This is a genomic window from Actinospineispora acaciae DSM 45401 (assembly GCF_000620785.1).
In the GTDB taxonomy this organism is placed as follows: domain Bacteria; phylum Actinomycetota; class Actinomycetes; order Mycobacteriales; family Pseudonocardiaceae; genus Pseudonocardia; species Pseudonocardia acaciae.
Genome location: NZ_JIAI01000010.1, coordinates 162,224 through 177,201 on the forward strand (window position 1 = coordinate 162,224; position 14,978 = coordinate 177,201).

A 14,978-nucleotide genomic window follows, 5' to 3' on the forward strand; every position below is an offset into this window, starting at 1 on the left:
CTACTCCTCCGCCGGGCGTAACGCATAGCCCGCCCCGCGCAGTGTGTGGATCATCGGCGCGCGCCCGGCGTCGATCTTTTTGCGCAGGTAGGAGATGTAGAGCTCGACCACGTTGGACTGGCCGCCGAAGTCGTAGTGCCACACCCGGTCCAGGATCTGCGCCTTGCTGAGCACCCGGCGGGGGTTGCGCATCATGTAGCGCAGCAGCTCGAACTCGGTGGCGGTCAGCGTGATCGACTCGCCGGCCCGGTGCACCTCGCGGCTGTCCTCGTCCATGGTCAGGTCGCCGACCACCAGCTGCGCGTCGGCCCGCGCGGTGCCGCGCCCGGCCCTGCGCATCAGCGCCCGCAGCCGCGCGACCACCTCCTCCAGGCTGAACGGCTTGGGCACGTAGTCGTCCCCGCCCGCGGTCAGCCCGGCGATCCGGTCCTCCACCGCGTCCTTGGCGGTCAGGAACAGCACCGGCAGGTCGGGCGTCTCGGCGTGGATCCGCCGCAGCACCTCCAGCCCGTCGATGTCGGGCAGCATGATGTCCAGCACCACGGCATCCGGGCGGAACTCCCTGGCCGCCTTCACCGCACCCAACCCGTCCGCCGCCGAGCGGACCTCCCAGCCTTCGTAGCGCAGCGCCATGGACAGCAGCTCGGTCAGGGTGGCCTCGTCGTCGACCACGAGCACCCGCACCGGGCTGCCGTCCGGACGACGCAGCTGCCCCCGACCGCTGTCCTGGGCCGCCGAGCGCGCGTTCATGGTCGACATTCTCCCAGGTTCACGCCCGGGACTGTGTCGCCGATGAGGGGTGTCTGTGTATCACCTGTGAGTGGCGCGCGTGTTATACCCGTACTCGCCGCTCACATCCGCGCGTAGCGTGCGTCCCATGACCACCGCTGTCCGGCCGTCCGTCGGCGACCTGTTGCGCAAGTGGCGCCAGCATCGCCGGCTCAGCCAGCTCGACCTGTCCATCCAGGCGGACATCTCGACCCGGCACCTGAGCTTCGTGGAGACCGGCCGGTCGGCGCCCAGCCGGGACATGGTGCTGCACCTGGCCGAACAGTTGGACCTGCCACTGCGCGAACGCAACCAGTTGCTGATCGCCGCCGGGTACGCGCCGATCTACGCCGAGCGGGCGCTGGACACCGAGCCGATGGCCGCCGTCCGCCACGCCGTGCGCCAGGTGCTGACCGGCCACGAGCCGTACCCCGCGCTCGCCGTGGACCGCCGCTGGAACCTGGTCGACTCGAACGCCGCGCTGGCCCCGCTGCTGCACGGCGTGGCCCCTTCCCTGCTGGAACCGCCGGCCAACGCGCTGCGGGCCAGCCTGCACCCGGACGGCATGGCGCCGCGGATCATCAACCTCGGCGAGTGGCGCGGGCATGTGCTCGGCCGGTTGCGCCGCCAGGTCGACCACACCGCCGACCCGGAGCTGGCCGCGCTGCACGACGAGATGTCCGAGCTGCCCTGCGACGACGACGTGCCACCGGTCGAGCACCCCGGCCCCGGCGACATCGTCGTCCCGCTGCGCCTGCGCCACCCCGCCGGCGAGCTGACGTTCTTCAGCACGGTCACCACCTTCGGCACCCCCCTGGACATCACCGTCGCCGAGCTCGCGATCGAGGCCTTCTTCCCCGCCAACCCCGCCACCGCCGAGATCCTGCGCACCGGCTGACGCCCCTTCCCGCTCGCACACCGTCGCGGCGCCGCACCCAACGCCCAACCTGTGTGCGGCTGCCACGCGGTGTGTGCGAACCGCGGTTACTCTTCGGTAATGAGTGCGGGCTGGGACACAGCGGAGCGGCGGGCGGTGGCGGAGCTGGCGCGGGCGTTCGCGTCCAGGGAGGTCGTGCCGCACGTCGAGGAGTGGGAGGCGGCCGGCGAGCTGCCGCGCGAGCTGCACCGGGCGGCGGCCAAGGTCGGGCTGCTCGGCGTGGGGTTCGACGCGGCGGCGGGCGGCGCGGGCGGTGACCTGGTCGACTCGTTGCTGGTCACCGAGAACTTCATCCTGGCCGGGGCGCCGACGGGGGTGTGCGCGTCGCTGTTCACCCACGGCATCGCGGTGCCGCACATGGCGGCCAGCGGCGACGAGTACCTGCTGGAGGAGTTCGTCCGCCCCACCCTGGCCGGGGAGAAGATCGGCTCGCTGGCCATCACCGAGCCGGACGCCGGCTCCGACGTGGCCAACCTGCGCACCCGCGCGGTCCGGGACGGCGACCACTACGTGGTCAACGGCGCCAAGACGTACATCACCTCGGGCGTGCGGGCCGACTTCGTGACCACCGCCGTGCGCACCGGCGAGCCCGGCTACGGCGGGGTGTCGCTGCTGGTCGTGGAGAAGGGCACGCCCGGCTTCGCCGTCGGCCGCAAGCTGGACAAGATGGGCTGGCGCAGCTCGGACACCGCCGAGCTGTCCTACACCGACGTGCGGGTGCCGGCGGCGAACCTGGTCGGCACGGAGGGCAGCGGGTTCGTCCAGATCATGACGCAGTTCGCCGCCGAGCGGCTGGCGCTGGCGGTGCAGGCGTACGCGGTCGCCGCCCGGTGCCTGGAGCTGACCCTGGACTGGGTGCGGCGGCGGGAGACGTTCGGGCGCCCGCTGGCGCGCCGCCAGGTGGTCCAGCACAAGATCGCGGAGATGGCCCGGCAGACCGACGTGGCCCGGCGCTACACCCGCGAGGTGGCGCTGCGGCACCTGGCCGGCGAGGACGTGATCACCGAGGTGGCGATGGCCAAGAACACCGCCGTCTACGCCTGCGACTTCGTCGTGAACGAGGCCGTCCAACTGCACGGCGGGCTGGGGTACATGCGCGAGTGCGAGGTCGAACGGCACTACCGCGACGCGCGCATCCTGGGCATCGGCGGCGGCACCAACGAGATCATGAACGAGATCATCGCCAAGCGGCTGTTAGGCTGACCGCCCCCGCGAACCGCCGGGAGCCGCCTGTGCCACCCACATCAGCCGAGCGCGAGGTGCTCCGCGCCATCGGTGCCTTCACCCGAGCGATCGAGGCCCACGACGTCGAGGGGATCGTCGCGGCCTGGGACGACCAGGCCGACACGGTCGTCTACCAGCCCGAGGAGGACGCGGCCCCGCTGCTGTCCGTCGCCGAGATACGCGCGTACGCCGCGACCCTGCACAGCTTCTTCGCTCACGCGCACGACGTCGCGCTGCTGGACAAGAAGGTGCTCTTCCTCGACGACCGGGCGGCACACGTCTACCTGCGGTTCTGGTGCGGGCTGGAGCTGGCCTCCGGACGGCGCATCGACGGCCAGATCCGGCAGTCGTTCGCGCTGGTCAAACGCGACGACGGGTGGCGCATCGCGCACTACCACGAGTCGCGCAAGACCCCCGGGTTCGACCGTCCACCGCACGACCCGTGAGTGGCTAGGGCCGCTATGACGGCCCTAGCCACTCACGGGTGTTTACGGCAGGTAGCGCTCGAGCTCGTCGGCGTGGCGGTCCAGGTGCTCGCGGAGCATCGCCTGGGCACCGGCAAGGTCGCGGCGTTCCAGGGCGTCCACGATCTGCCGGTGGTGTTCGACGGCGGACTCGGCGCGGCCGGGATGGGCCATGAAGGCGGCCACGCCGGTGCGCTGCTGGCGGTCGCCCATCGAGCGGTACAGCTCGGTGAGCTCGGTGTTGCCGACCGCGCTGACCAGGGTGGTGTGGAACTCCCGGTCACAGGCGATGATCTCGGGGTAGCCGGCGGCCTCGGCGGTGAGGGTGTGCTGGCGGTGCACCAGCGGCCACAGTTCGGCGGCCACCTGGATGTCCCGGTCGTGGATCTCCTGCACGGCGTAGAGCTCGAGCGCCAGCCGGGTCCGGGACAGCTCGCGGATCTGCCGGGCGGTGATCGGGGCGACCAGCGCGCCGCGCCGGGGCAGCAGCCGGATCAGCCGCTCGGCGTCCAGCCGCAGGAACGCCTCGCGGACCGGGGTGCGGGACAGGCCGGTGACGGTGGCGATGTCCATCTCGGTGACGATGTCGCCCGGCGGCAGGGTCAGGTCGACGATCAGCGCCTTGACGTAGCGGTAGGCGAAGTCGGCGGCGGTGGTGTCCGGCGGGCGCGAGACGACGGGCAGCTCCGCGCGCTCGCGCGGCGGCGAGCTGGGTTGCCTCATCGTCGGTCCTCTCCTCGATGATTCGGACGGACCGAATCCGCGACTCGCTGTTACAAAAATACCGACTCGCGGAGGCCGCTACCTCGGGAGGACTTGGAAGCGGCGGTTGGCGAGGGAGGGGTTGACCCGGCGGACCTGGTCGATCCTGGCCGCTTCGAGGCGGGCCGTGGCCGTGCCGGGGCGCTCGCCGGCGGAGGCCAGCACGGTGCCCATCGGGTCGACGATCATGCTCTGGCCGGTGCAGTGCGGGCCGGTCTGGCCGCTGGCGACGACGTAGCAGGTGTTCTCGATGGCGCGGGCGCGGACCAGGGTGGCCCAGTGGTCCTCCTTGGCCGGGCCGACGGCCCAGGCGGCGGGCAGCACGATCGCGGTGGCGCCGGCGTCCACCAGGGTGCGGGCCATCTCGGGGAAGCGGACATCGTAGCAGGTCATCGCGCCGAAACGGATCTCGCCGAGGTCGAAGGTGAGCGGCTCGACGATCTCGGCGGGGCGGATCTTGTCGGACTCGGCGTAGCCGAACGCGTCGTAGAGGTGCACCTTGCGGTAGACCCCGACCAGCGAGCCGTCCGGCGCGATCGCCGCGAGCGTGTTGGACGCGCGGGCCTCGTCGTCGGAGAGCCGCTCCACCAGGCCGACCACGGTGGTCACACCGGCGGCCCGGGTCGCGTCGCGCACCGAGGTGAGGAACGGGCCGTCCAGCGGTTCGGCGTTGCGGACGGTGCCGGCGTTGCTGTGGTCGTAGTACATCCCCACCTCGGGAGTCACCACCAGCTCGGCGCCGGCGTCCGCCCCGGTGGCGATCGCCTCCCGGACCAGCTTGAGGTTCTCCTCCTTGTCCACCCCGGCGGCGAACTGGGCGACGGCGACCTGCACTGTCATGGTTGTGTCTTCCCTTCTCAGGACGAGGCCGCGCGCAGCGGCCGTTCCGGGTGGACCAGGAACCAGCAGCCGGCGCCGAGCACGCCGGCCACTGCCAGGATCATCAGCGCCAACAGCCAGTTTCCTCCGATGCCGACCAGGATCCCGGTGAACAGCGGGCCGGCGGCGGAGATCAGGTTGCCGCACAGGTTCGTCCAGCCGGTCACGGTCGCGGAGTGCTCGCCGCCCAGGTCCTGGCAGGCGGCCCAGACCTGCACCTGCACCGTTCCCACCGCGCCCAGGCTCACGCACAGGAACACCATCATCAGCGGCACGCTCGCGGTCAGCGCGCCGAGCACCAGGAACGCGGCGGCCACCAGGTAGCCGGCGGTGGCCAGCCAGATCCGGCCCGGCCAGCGGCGCAGCCACCTGTCGTTGAGCGCGCCGGTGCCGAACACGCCGATCAACATGGCCACCCAGGGCAGCGCGCCCAGGAACCCCATCTCCTTGAGCGAGAGCCCGCGCTCCTGGACCAGGTAGGTCGGCAGCCAGGTGGCGAAGAACCCCTGGATGAGCAGCAGGAACGCGTACTGCGCGCCGATCGCCCAGAACTGCGTCGAGCCGAAGAACGCCCGCCACGGGAGGGCGGCCTTGCGCGAGATCTCCTCGACGGGCCGGCCGTTCTCGATGTGGGCCACCTCGGCGGGCGTGATGTGCGGGTGATCGCGCGGCTCGTCGCGCACCAGCCACCACCACAGCACCGCGAGGATCGCGCCGAGCACCGCGAAGACGTGGAACACCTGGTACCAGCCGAACGTCGTCATGATCCACACCACCAGCGGGGTGCCGATCACGTTGCCCAGGTACAGCCCGCAGAGCAGCAGCGAGTTGCCCCGGGACTGCTCTTGTCTGGGGAACCACCGGTGCAGGGTGAACACCGACGCCGGCCAGTCCGCCGCCTGCCCGACCCCGAGCAGCGCCCTGATCACCACGAACCCGAGGAAGATCACTCCGTACGGGGTGATGAAGGTGAACACCGACCACCACAGCCCGGCCACGGCGAGCGTGCGGCGCGGGCCGAAGCGGCGGGTCACCAGCCCGCCCGGCACCTGGAACAGCGCGTACGCCCACCAGAACGCGGTCAGGATCACCGACATCTGGGTGACGGAGAACTCCAGCTCTTTCTGGATGACCGGGGCGGCCGCCGTCATCGCGGCCCGGTCCATGCTCATCACGAACGTCACCGGAAGCAGCAGCCCGGCGCCGATCATCCACCGCACCCCGCCGGCAGGGGCGCGGGTGTCGACGCTGCCTACCTGGTGCCCGGCCTGACCGCCCGCCACGCCGTCACCGCGCCGGCTCGGTGATGCCGGCCTCGAAGGCGGCCAGCGCGCCCGACCACTCGGCCAGCCGGGTGCCCTCGGCGATCTTGCGGCGCAGCTCCGGCTCGGCGGCCTCCTTCTCCCGCAGCGTCTCGGCGATGCCCAGCGCCTCCTCGCGGGACAGCACGGCCACCCCGTCCGAGTCGCCGAACACCACGTCACCGGGGTTGATCACGGCCCCGCCGACGGTGACCGGGACGTTGATCGCGCCCTCGATGCCCAGGATCCTGGTGGTCAGCGCGGACACCCCGGCGGAGAACACCGGCAGCCCGAGCTCCAGGATCTCGTCCACGTCGTTGATCGACCCGCTGATCACCGCGCCGACCGCGCCCCTGGTCGCCGCCGTGTACGACACCATCCCGCCGAAACAGGACCGCCCGTCCCCCGACTGGTCCACCACGAGCACATCCCCCGGCCTGACCTCGTCCACGGCCACGTGCAGCGCCGTCGAGTCCAGGTGCGGCAGCCGCACCGTGAACGCCGAGCCGACGAACCGCAGCGGCCGGCGGATCGGCACCAGTCCCTTGGGGAACCCGTAGTCGCGCAGGTGGCCGAGCGTGGAGGTCTGCACCCGGCCCAGCGCCTCGACCACCGCCTGATCCAACGGCGGTGCCGCCGGCTCGCGCACGAACATCGCGCCTCCTCCAATGCATATGAAACGCATACGTTCGGCATGCGTACCATCCCCGATCCGCCCGCGCCAGCGCTCACGCGTACCAAACCGATCCAGACCCCCGTCCGCGCACGCCCACCCCGAAAACCGTCCGCGAGTCGGGACTTTTGTCAGGGTGAGTCGCGGGATTTGTCAGGTCCGGCCGGCGGCGGATCGGTGCGGATCGGGCACCGCGACACACGCTGGAACCGCCGACGGTACCGGCCGCGTTTGGACAACGGCTGACGGAATCCGCGACTCACCCTGACAAAATCCGCGACTCGCGGGCGGTTTTCGGGGCGGGCGGGGGGGCGGGCGGTCAGGTGAGGGTGCGGCGGATGAGGTGCATGGCGGTGTCGGTGGCGCGCTCGCGGATGTCGGTGCGGTTGCCGGGGAGGACGGGGTCGGCGGCGCGGAGTTGGCCGGTGGCGGTGGTCACGCAGAGGCAGACGTAGCCGACGGGTTTGGTCTCGGTGCCGCCGCCGGGGCCGGCCACGCCGGTGATGCCGACGCCGACGTCAGCGCCGAATGCGGTTCGGGCACCGTCGGCCATCGCGCGGGCGACCTCCGGCGAGACGGCGCCGTGCGTTTCGATCAGCTCGGCGGGGACGCCGAGGAGCGCGGTCTTCGCCTGGTTGGAGTAGGCGACCACACCGCCCGCGAGGTACGCCGAGGCGCCGGCGCGGTCGGTCAGCCGGCCGGCCAGCAGCCCGCCGGTGCAGGACTCGCCGAGCCCGATCCAGTGGCCGGTCAGCAGGCGCGCGACCAGTTCGTCGGTGGTCGAACCGTCCGTGCTGACCAGGTACCTGCCGTGGCGGCGCTCGATCTCGGCGACCAGCTTCTCGGCGGCCGCCCGGGCGTCGACGGACCTGTAGCGCAGGTCCACCTCCAGCTCGGAGCGGCGCAGGCAGGTGGTGATGTCCAGGCCGGAGAGGTCCACGTCCGCGCCCACCTCGCGCAGCGTCTGCGCGATCTCGGACTCGGGCAGGCCGAACATCCGCAGGTGCACGCCGGTGAACGCGGGCGCGCCGGCGAGCAGCTCGCGAACCGGGGCGGTGTCCAGCGCGGCGGGCCACATCCCGCGCAGCTCGCGCGGCGGGCCGGGCAGCACCACCACCAGCGGGCCGCCGGGCGCCGCGACCACCAGGCCGGGCGCGGTGCCGACCGGGTCGAGCACCGTGGCGCCCACCGGCACGGTGGCCTGCTTGCGGTTCGCGGCGGTCAGCGCGTCGCCGGCGAACCCGTGCCGGGCCGCCCACCTGCGCAGGATCTCCGCGATGCGCGCCTCCACGGCGGCGTCGACCACCAGCGGGACGCCGGCAAAGTCCGCGACCACCTCGGCGGTCACGTCGTCGGCGGTCGGGCCGAGGCCGCCGCTGGTCACGATCAGGTCCAGCCGCGCGTCGGCCAGGAAACGCAGCCCGCCGGCGAGGTCGTCGCGCCGGTCCCCGACCACGAGCACCTCGGCCACGTCGACGCCGAGCGCGCCGAGCCGTTCGGCCAGCCACGGCCCGTTCTGGTCGGTGACCCGCCCGGTCAGCAGCTCACTCCCGGTGACCAGGATGCCCGCGCGCACCATGCCGTCCACCCCGCGAGACTAACCCCCCGAGCCGTCGATCCCGAGCAGTTCGGGATGGGCGAGCAGCGCGGCGAAGCGCGCCCTGGGCTCGGGCATCAGCCGGCGCGCCGTGGTGTCCAGCAGGCCGAGCACGCAGTCGATCTCGGCGGCCGGGGAACCGTCCGCGCGCCGCAGGACGTGCGCGATGCGGAACGTCTTCCCGGTGCCGAACTCGATGTTCGAGCTGATCTCGACCTCCTCGCCGAGGACCAGCTCGCTGAGGTACCTGATCCGCGACTCCAGCAGCACCACGGCCATGCCGCCGGCCCGCTGCGCCTCGAAGTCGAACCCGGCCTTGCGGAAGTGCTCGCCGCGGGCGTGCTCTCCGTACTGGTGGTACACGGCGTGGTTGACGTGGCCCACCATGTCGATCTCATAGCTGCGCACGGTCACCGTCACGCTGAACTGATCAGGCACCGGGGCAGCATCGCACGCGCGGCGCGGTTAGGGTTTCGGGCGGAGGCGTAAGGGTGCCTGGTGGTCCCCGCGGTCTTCAAAACCGACGTGGCCGAGCATCTCGGTCAGGCGGGTTCGATTCCCGTCCGCCTCCGCCAGCTCGATCCCGTTCGAGCACGATCACCCGCGACCACTCGTCGTAGAGCGTGCGCTTGGTGGCGCCGAGCATCCCGCCGACGCAGTACAGCCAGCCGAGCCCGAGCGTGGCCACCCCCACCAGCAGCGCCAGCGACTGGTAGACCAGCGCGCGCATCGCCATCCGGGTCCGGTCGGCCGGCCGGCGGGTGTCGGTGCCGAACACGGTGAGCCCGAGCATCGCCTTGCCGGGCGTGGTGCCGCGCGCCCAGCCGCGCCACGCCCACACCGACCAGCCGACACCGAGCGTGACCACGAACAGCGCCACGTCCAGCAGCCAGGCGGCGAACCGGCCGCGCCGGCGCGCGGGCGACCAGCCCACGGCCGGGGCACCGTCGGCCAGCCGGTAGCGCACGGTGTCCATCGTCACCCCTTCCGGCGGCGAGGCGAGAGGTTCCCCCGCCCCGGGTGCGAAGGTTAGCCTGCCGTGAATTAGGTAAAGCTAACCTAGAGTGAGGGATCCTCGATGTCGAGCGAGCTGATCGTCACCGAGGGTGACCCGGCCGGCGCCCCCGACGGACCCCCGAGGCGCCGGCCCGTCCGCCGCGTCCGGCGCCCGCACGGACCGATCAACCGCTGGTGGATCCGCATCCACCGGTGGACGTCGCTGGTCCTCGGCCTGCTGTTGCTGCTGGAGTGCACCAGCGGCGCGGTGCTGCTCTACGGCAACGACATCGCGCGCGCCGCGCACCCCGAGCGGTACGTGGCCACCCCGAGCGCCTCTCCGATGAGCCAGATCGACGCGCTGCGGATGGTGCGGGCCACGCACCCGGAGCTGGCGGCCAACGGCGTGCAGGAGTACGAGGGGATCTATCTGGTACGAGGCCCGGCGAACAGCAGGGACTACCTGGACGCGTTCGTCGACCCGGGCAGCGGGCGGATCAACGGCATCGGCCCCGAGCTGCCCGACTTCGTGCTGTTCATGCTGAACATCCACGACTACGGGCTCACCGGCAAGGGGATGCCCGGCTACCAGGCATGGCTGAAGACGCCGCTGCCCGAGGCGTTCGGCAAGAACGCCACGCTCGGCTACTACCTGCTCGGGGTGCTCGGCGCGCTGCTGGTGCTGCTGGCCGTCTCCGGCGCGGTCGTCTGGTGGCCGGGGCTGCGCGCGCTGGCCACCGGGTTCCTGGTGCGGCGCGGGCGCGGCGGGTACGTCCGCGACCTGGACCTGCACCGGGTGGTCGGGATCGTCGCGGTGCCGTTTCTGCTGATGTGGGGGGTGACCGGGGCGGCGTTCTTCTTCGAGTGGCCGGCGCAGGCGTACTTCGCGCTGGTGCCCGGCGAGGCGCGCGAAGACCCGCCGGATCCGGCGCGGGGCGGCGGGCCGATGCTGAGCTTCGAGCAGGCCCGCGACGCCGCGCTGGCCGCGCACCCGGGCGCCGAGGTGGCCGGTTTCACGGCCTCGAAGGTCGATCAGCCCGGCGGTGCGTACTCGTTCCGGCTGCGGCACGACTTCGACCCGTACCGGTACTGGAACTGGTCGGGGCCGATCTCGGTCACGGTGGACAGCCACGGCGGCGGCGTGCAGGACTGGGCGCCGGAGGGGCCGGACGTGCCGGCCACGCAGCGGCTGTGGGACGGCGGGTTCTACTACGGGCTGCACTTCGGGACGTTGGTGTCGCCGGTTCCCCGGGTGGTGTTCCTGTTGTTCGGGCTGGCGCCGGTGCTGCTCGGCGTCACCGGGGTGACGGTGTGGCTGACCAAGCGGCGCGGCGCGCGCAACCGGCGGCAACGGGCCCCTCGGGCGCCGTGACGGCGCTGGCGGTGTTCGTGCCGCTGTACTCCGGGTTCCTGGGCTGCTGGGCGTTGGGGTGCGCGGTGCGCGGCGGGCGGCTCGGCGTGGGGCTGCTCGGCGGGCTGCTGATGCTGGAGCTGACGCTGCTGGTCAGGGCGGGGGTCGAGGTCGCCGGGCTGGTCGGGGCGGACGGTGGGTTCGGGCGGGGTTACGCCGAGCCGGCGGTGCACCTGGGGTACGTGATCGCCTCGGTCACCGTGCTGCCGCTGGTGCTCGCCGTCACCCGCCGCCCGGACGACGCCGGCGCGCGCCGCTCCGACGGGCTGGTGGCCGCCGTGGCCTGCGCGGCCGTCGTGGTCGTGACGATCCGTATGGCCACGACGGGCCGTCCCGGGTAAGGTACTTGCATGACGCTAGTAGACGGCGCCCGTGGGCGGGTGGCCGTCGTGACCGGTGGCGGCAGCGGGATCGGCCTGGCCACCGCGAGGCGGCTGCACCGCGACGGCGCCAGCGTCGCCATCACCGGGCGTGACGAGGCTCGGTTGCGGACGGCGGCCGGGAGGATCGGCGGGGGCGTGCTCGCGGTGCCCGGCGACGTGGCTCGGGTGGCGGATCTCGACGCGCTCTATGCCACCGTGGTGCGCGAGCTGGGGCGGATCGACGTGCTGGTGGTCAACGCCGGTGTCAAGCGGTTCGCCGCGCTGCCGGACGTGACCGAGGGGTTCTTCGACGAGGTCTTCGACGTCAACGCCAAGGGGGCGTTCTTCACCGTGCGCCGGGCGCTGCCGCATCTGCGGGACGGCGCGTCGGTCGTGCTGTGCGGGCTGGCGCCGGTGGACCCGGCCTGGCGCCGGCCGGGGACCGGCGTCTACGCCGCCTCCAAGGCCGCCGTGCTGTCGCTGGTCGGCACGGCGGCGGCCGAGCTGGCGCCACGGGGGATCCGGGTGAACGCGGTGTCCCCCGGCGCGATCTCGGTGCCCGGCCCGGCGTACCTGCCCGGCGACGAGATGGCCGAGCGGATGCGCCGGATCGCCGAGGCGGTGCCGCTGAACCGGCTCGGCACACCCGACGAGGTGGCCGGCGTCGTCGCGTTCCTGGCGTCGGGCGACGCGTCGTACGTCACCGGGCAGGAGATCGTCGTGGACGGCGGGCTGTCCTAGGGGCGGCGCGGGACTCGCCCTGACAAATATCCCGACTCACCCTGACAAATGTCCCGACTCGCGGGCGGTCTGGGCCGGGGGGCTAGCGGAGGGTGATGTGGCCGGCGCCGGGGTGGACGTGGCCTATGACGGCGGCGGGTGGGCCCAGTTCGGCGGCGGCGGCCGCGGCGGCTTCGGGGGCGGCGCCGAAGAGGAGGCCGCCGGAGGTTTGGGCGTCGGAGAGGAGCAGGACGTCCAGTTCGTCTACGCCGGTGGCGGTGACGCGGTCGGCGACCCAGTCGCGGTTGCGGCGCGAGCCGCCGGGGAGCACGCCGCTCTCGGCGAGCGCGCGCACGCCGGGGATGACCGGGACCGAGGCCACGTCGAGGGTGACGTCCACGCCGGACGCCTCGGCCATCTTGCGCAGGTGGCCGAGCAGGCCGTAGCCGGTCACGTCGGTGGCACCGGTGGCGCCGGCGGCCAGTGCGGCGGCGGAGGCGGCGGCGTTCGGGGTGGTCATGGACGCGATCGCGAGCTCGACCACGGCCGGGGGCGCGACGCCGGACTTGACCGCGGAGCTGGCGATGCCGGTGCCCAGCGCCTTGGTGAGCACCAGCGCGTCGCCGTCGCGAAGGCCGGCGTTGGTCAGGATCCGGTCCGGGTGCACCTCGCCGACCACGGCCAGCCCGTACTTCGGCTCAGGGTCGTCCACGCTGTGCCCGCCGACCACCGCGAACCCGCACTCGGCGCCGGCCTGCGCCCCGCCGGCCAGCACCTCGGCGAGCAGGTCGGTGGACAGCTCGGTGGACGGCCAGGCCACCAGGTTGAGCGCGAACAGCGGGCGCCCGCCCATGGCGTAGACGTCGGAGACCGCGTTCACCGCGGCGATCCGGCCCCAGGTGCGCGGGTCGTCCACCAGCGGGGTGAAGAAGTCGGTGGTGGCGACCAGCGCGCGGTCCGCGTCCAGCCGCCAGACCGCAGCGTCGTCCCCGGTCTCGGTGCCGACCAGCAGGTCGGGGTGGGCCTGCGGGGTGAGCCCGGCCAGCACGTCGGCGAGCAGGCCGGGGGCGAGCTTGCACGCGCACCCCCCGCCGTGGCTGTACTCGGTGAGCCTGCGGGTGGGCGGCGCGGCGGTCATGGGAATGAGGCTAGCCGCGCGCGCTCGCTTCGGCGCGCCCGGAGCGACCGCTCGGGCGATCGGTCCTGTGGATAAAGGCCACGCGCGGGGGTGGCACACTGTTAGCGTGCGTGCATGGCTGACGAGGACGAGCTGGATCGGCGGTTCCGCAAGCTCGCGGTCGAGCACGCCGAGACCCGCTGGCTCGCCCTTCGTCTGGACGACGACGTGAACGAGTTCCGCGACGAGCTTCGCGCGGTGGACACCAAGCTGGTCGAGCACACGGCCCGGTTCGACTCGGTGGACGCACAGCTGCGTTCGCTCACGCAGATGGTCGGAGAGGTGCTCAACCGCCTCCCTGAGCGGGGCCCCGACCAGCGCTAGTCTCACCGGGTGAGCGATGTGCGGCGGGCGGTGCCCCGGACGGACACCGTGCTGGCCGCGCCGGAGCTGGCGCAGGCGCAGCGGCGGTTGGGGCGGGCGCTGGTCAAGCGGGTGGTCGCGGACGCGCAGCGGCGGGTGCGGGCCGGCGAGCTGGCGCCGGAGCGGGTGGTGGACGCGACGCTGGCCGCGCTGCCGGACACGGCGGCCGGCAGCCTCACGCCGGTGCTGAACGCGACGGGCGTGCTGCTGCACACGAACCTGGGCCGGGCGCCGCTGTCCGAGGCCGCCGTCGCCGCGCTGGGGGTGGCCGCCGGGAGCTGTGACGTCGAGCTGGACCTGGGCACCGGGGCGCGCGGCCGGCGGGGTCGCGGTGCGCTGGACGCGCTGGCCGCCGCCGTGCCGGCCGCCGGTGCGGTGCACGTGGTGAACAACGGCGCCGCCGCGCTCGCCCTGGTGGCCACCGCGCTGGCCGGGGCCGGCGCCGCGTCCGGCACGCCGCGCGAGATCGTGATCGCCCGGGGCGAGCTGGTGGAGATCGGCGACGGGTTCCGCATCCCGGACCTGCTCGCGGCCACCGGCGCCCGGCTGCGCGAGGTCGGGACCACGAACCGGGTGCACGCGCGCGACTACGAGGACGCGATCGGGCCGGACACCGGGTTCGTGCTCAAGGTCCACCCGTCCAACTTCCAGATCACCGGGTTCACCTCGTCGGTGTCGGTGGCCGAGCTGGCCGGCCTCGGCGGCCCGCCGCTGGTGGTGGACATCGGGTCGGGGCTGCTCGCGCCGGATCCGCTGCTGCCCGACGAGCCGGACGCGGCCACCGTGCTCGCCGACGGCGCCACGCTGGTCACCGCGTCCGGGGACAAGCTGCTCGGCGGGCCGCAGGCCGGGCTGCTGCTCGGCTCCCCCGGGGCCGGCGCCGACCTGGTGCAGCGCCTGCGCCGCCACCCCCTGGCCCGCGCGCTGCGGGTGGACAAGCTGACCCTGGCCGCGCTGGAGGCCACCCTGGCCGGCCCGCCGACGCCGACCGCCCGCGCCCTGCACGCCGACCCCGCCGTGCTGGCCGAACGCGCCGAGACGCTGGCCGCCCGGCTGCGCGCGGAAGGGGTGGACGCGGTCGCCGTCGGTTCGGAGGCCACCGTCGGCGGCGGCGGCGCGCCCGGGGTGAGCCTGCCCAGCGCGGCGGTGGCACTGCCCGAGCGGTACGCGGCCGCGCTACGTCAACCCGAGCGTCAACCCGAGCGTCAAGCCGGGCGGACCAGCGTGCTCGGTCGGCTGGAGGGCGGGCGCTGCCTGCTCGACCTGCGCGCGCTGCCCGAGGAGGCCGACGAGCGGCTGTTCACGGCGGTTCGCACGGTGGCCACCGGTGGCGCGGACGGATGA

The 14,978-nt window shown here is 73.3% G+C and carries 17 protein-coding genes, 1 tRNA gene and 1 pseudogene; 10 read left to right on the top strand and 9 right to left on the bottom strand.

Annotated features, from left to right (window positions below; genetic code table 11):
- Window positions 1-750 carry a response regulator transcription factor gene (locus tag N912_RS0134530; protein ID WP_425415342.1) on the bottom strand — a complete coding sequence of 250 codons (750 nt, stop codon included), beginning with the start codon at window positions 748-750 and terminating at the stop codon, window positions 1-3.
- A gap of 127 nt (window positions 751-877) precedes the next feature.
- Between N912_RS0134530 and N912_RS0134535 the strand changes: the two genes are divergently transcribed.
- From N912_RS0134535 to N912_RS0134545, 3 genes are all read left to right on the top strand, one after another.
- Complete coding sequence (locus tag N912_RS0134535; protein WP_028926013.1) at window positions 878-1,666, top strand: helix-turn-helix domain-containing protein; 789 nt, start codon at window positions 878-880, stop codon at window positions 1,664-1,666.
- Between the two features lie 99 nt (window positions 1,667-1,765).
- Window positions 1,766-2,908 (top strand): acyl-CoA dehydrogenase family protein, encoded by a 1,143-nt coding sequence (locus N912_RS0134540; protein WP_051581210.1) that lies wholly within the window; start codon window positions 1,766-1,768, stop codon window positions 2,906-2,908.
- A 29-nt stretch (window positions 2,909-2,937) separates the two neighbouring features.
- Window positions 2,938-3,375, top strand: coding sequence for a YybH family protein (locus N912_RS0134545; RefSeq protein ID WP_169748009.1), 438 nt, complete (start codon window positions 2,938-2,940; stop codon window positions 3,373-3,375).
- Between the two features lie 42 nt (window positions 3,376-3,417).
- On the opposite strand, the gene N912_RS0134550 is transcribed toward N912_RS0134545, so the two are convergent.
- The 6 genes from N912_RS0134550 to N912_RS0134575 all read right to left on the bottom strand — a co-directional run bounded on the left by N912_RS0134550 (window position 3,418) and on the right by N912_RS0134575 (window position 9,043).
- Window positions 3,418-4,116 (bottom strand): GntR family transcriptional regulator, encoded by a 699-nt coding sequence (locus N912_RS0134550; RefSeq protein ID WP_028926016.1) that lies wholly within the window; start codon window positions 4,114-4,116, stop codon window positions 3,418-3,420.
- Window positions 4,117-4,194: 78 nt separating this feature from the next.
- Entirely contained in the window at window positions 4,195-4,995 is an 801-nt protein-coding gene (locus N912_RS0134555) for a carbon-nitrogen hydrolase family protein (RefSeq protein WP_028926017.1), read from the bottom strand.
- A gap of 17 nt (window positions 4,996-5,012) precedes the next feature.
- Window positions 5,013-6,317, bottom strand: a complete 1,305-nt coding sequence (locus tag N912_RS56475) for an MFS transporter (protein ID WP_051581211.1) — start codon at window positions 6,315-6,317, stop codon at window positions 5,013-5,015.
- Between the two features lie 4 nt (window positions 6,318-6,321).
- On the bottom strand, window positions 6,322-6,990 hold the full coding sequence (locus N912_RS0134565) for an RraA family protein (RefSeq protein ID WP_028926018.1): 669 nt from the start codon (window positions 6,988-6,990) through the stop codon (window positions 6,322-6,324).
- A gap of 337 nt (window positions 6,991-7,327) precedes the next feature.
- Window positions 7,328-8,587: a competence/damage-inducible protein A gene (locus tag N912_RS0134570; RefSeq protein WP_037068235.1), complete on the bottom strand. Its 1,260-nt coding sequence runs from the start codon at window positions 8,585-8,587 to the stop codon at window positions 7,328-7,330.
- 18 nt (window positions 8,588-8,605) lie between these two features.
- On the bottom strand, window positions 8,606-9,043 hold the full coding sequence (locus tag N912_RS0134575; RefSeq protein WP_028926020.1) for an acyl-CoA thioesterase: 438 nt from the start codon (window positions 9,041-9,043) through the stop codon (window positions 8,606-8,608).
- Between the two features lie 41 nt (window positions 9,044-9,084).
- On the opposite strand from N912_RS0134575, the gene N912_RS0134580 reads away from it, so the two are divergent.
- Window positions 9,085-9,180: transfer RNA gene (locus tag N912_RS0134580), tRNA-Sec, on the top strand.
- An 89-nt stretch (window positions 9,181-9,269) separates the two neighbouring features.
- Here N912_RS0134580 and N912_RS67130 read toward each other — a convergent pair.
- Window positions 9,270-9,446, bottom strand: a pseudogene (locus tag N912_RS67130) (RDD family protein); the annotation flags it as partial.
- Between N912_RS67130 and N912_RS66005 the strand changes: the two are divergent.
- The 4 genes from N912_RS66005 to N912_RS0134600 all read left to right on the top strand — a co-directional run bounded on the left by N912_RS66005 (window position 9,373) and on the right by N912_RS0134600 (window position 12,115).
- Window positions 9,373-9,567, top strand: a complete 195-nt coding sequence (locus N912_RS66005) for a hypothetical protein (RefSeq protein WP_245645630.1) — start codon at window positions 9,373-9,375, stop codon at window positions 9,565-9,567. The pseudogene N912_RS67130 and the gene N912_RS66005 overlap by 74 nt on opposite strands.
- A gap of 116 nt (window positions 9,568-9,683) precedes the next feature.
- On the top strand, window positions 9,684-10,973 hold the full coding sequence (locus tag N912_RS0134590) for a PepSY-associated TM helix domain-containing protein (protein ID WP_028926022.1): 1,290 nt from the start codon (window positions 9,684-9,686) through the stop codon (window positions 10,971-10,973).
- Window positions 10,970-11,353, top strand: a complete 384-nt coding sequence (locus N912_RS0134595; protein ID WP_028926023.1) for a hypothetical protein — start codon at window positions 10,970-10,972, stop codon at window positions 11,351-11,353. The genes N912_RS0134590 and N912_RS0134595 overlap by 4 nt, the downstream gene beginning before the upstream one ends.
- A gap of 9 nt (window positions 11,354-11,362) precedes the next feature.
- Window positions 11,363-12,115: an SDR family NAD(P)-dependent oxidoreductase gene (locus N912_RS0134600; RefSeq protein ID WP_028926024.1), complete on the top strand. Its 753-nt coding sequence runs from the start codon at window positions 11,363-11,365 to the stop codon at window positions 12,113-12,115.
- 82 nt (window positions 12,116-12,197) lie between these two features.
- Here N912_RS0134600 and selD read toward each other — a convergent pair whose 3' ends face one another.
- On the bottom strand, window positions 12,198-13,232 hold the full coding sequence (gene selD, locus N912_RS0134605) for a selenide, water dikinase SelD (protein ID WP_084211470.1): 1,035 nt from the start codon (window positions 13,230-13,232) through the stop codon (window positions 12,198-12,200).
- A gap of 114 nt (window positions 13,233-13,346) precedes the next feature.
- On the opposite strand from selD, the gene N912_RS0134610 reads away from it, so the two are divergent.
- Together N912_RS0134610 and selA are read left to right on the top strand one after the other, a co-directional pair.
- Window positions 13,347-13,595, top strand: a complete 249-nt coding sequence (locus tag N912_RS0134610) for a hypothetical protein (protein ID WP_028926026.1) — start codon at window positions 13,347-13,349, stop codon at window positions 13,593-13,595.
- 9 nt (window positions 13,596-13,604) lie between these two features.
- Entirely contained in the window at window positions 13,605-14,978 is a 1,374-nt protein-coding gene (gene selA, locus N912_RS0134615; protein ID WP_028926027.1) for an L-seryl-tRNA(Sec) selenium transferase, read from the top strand.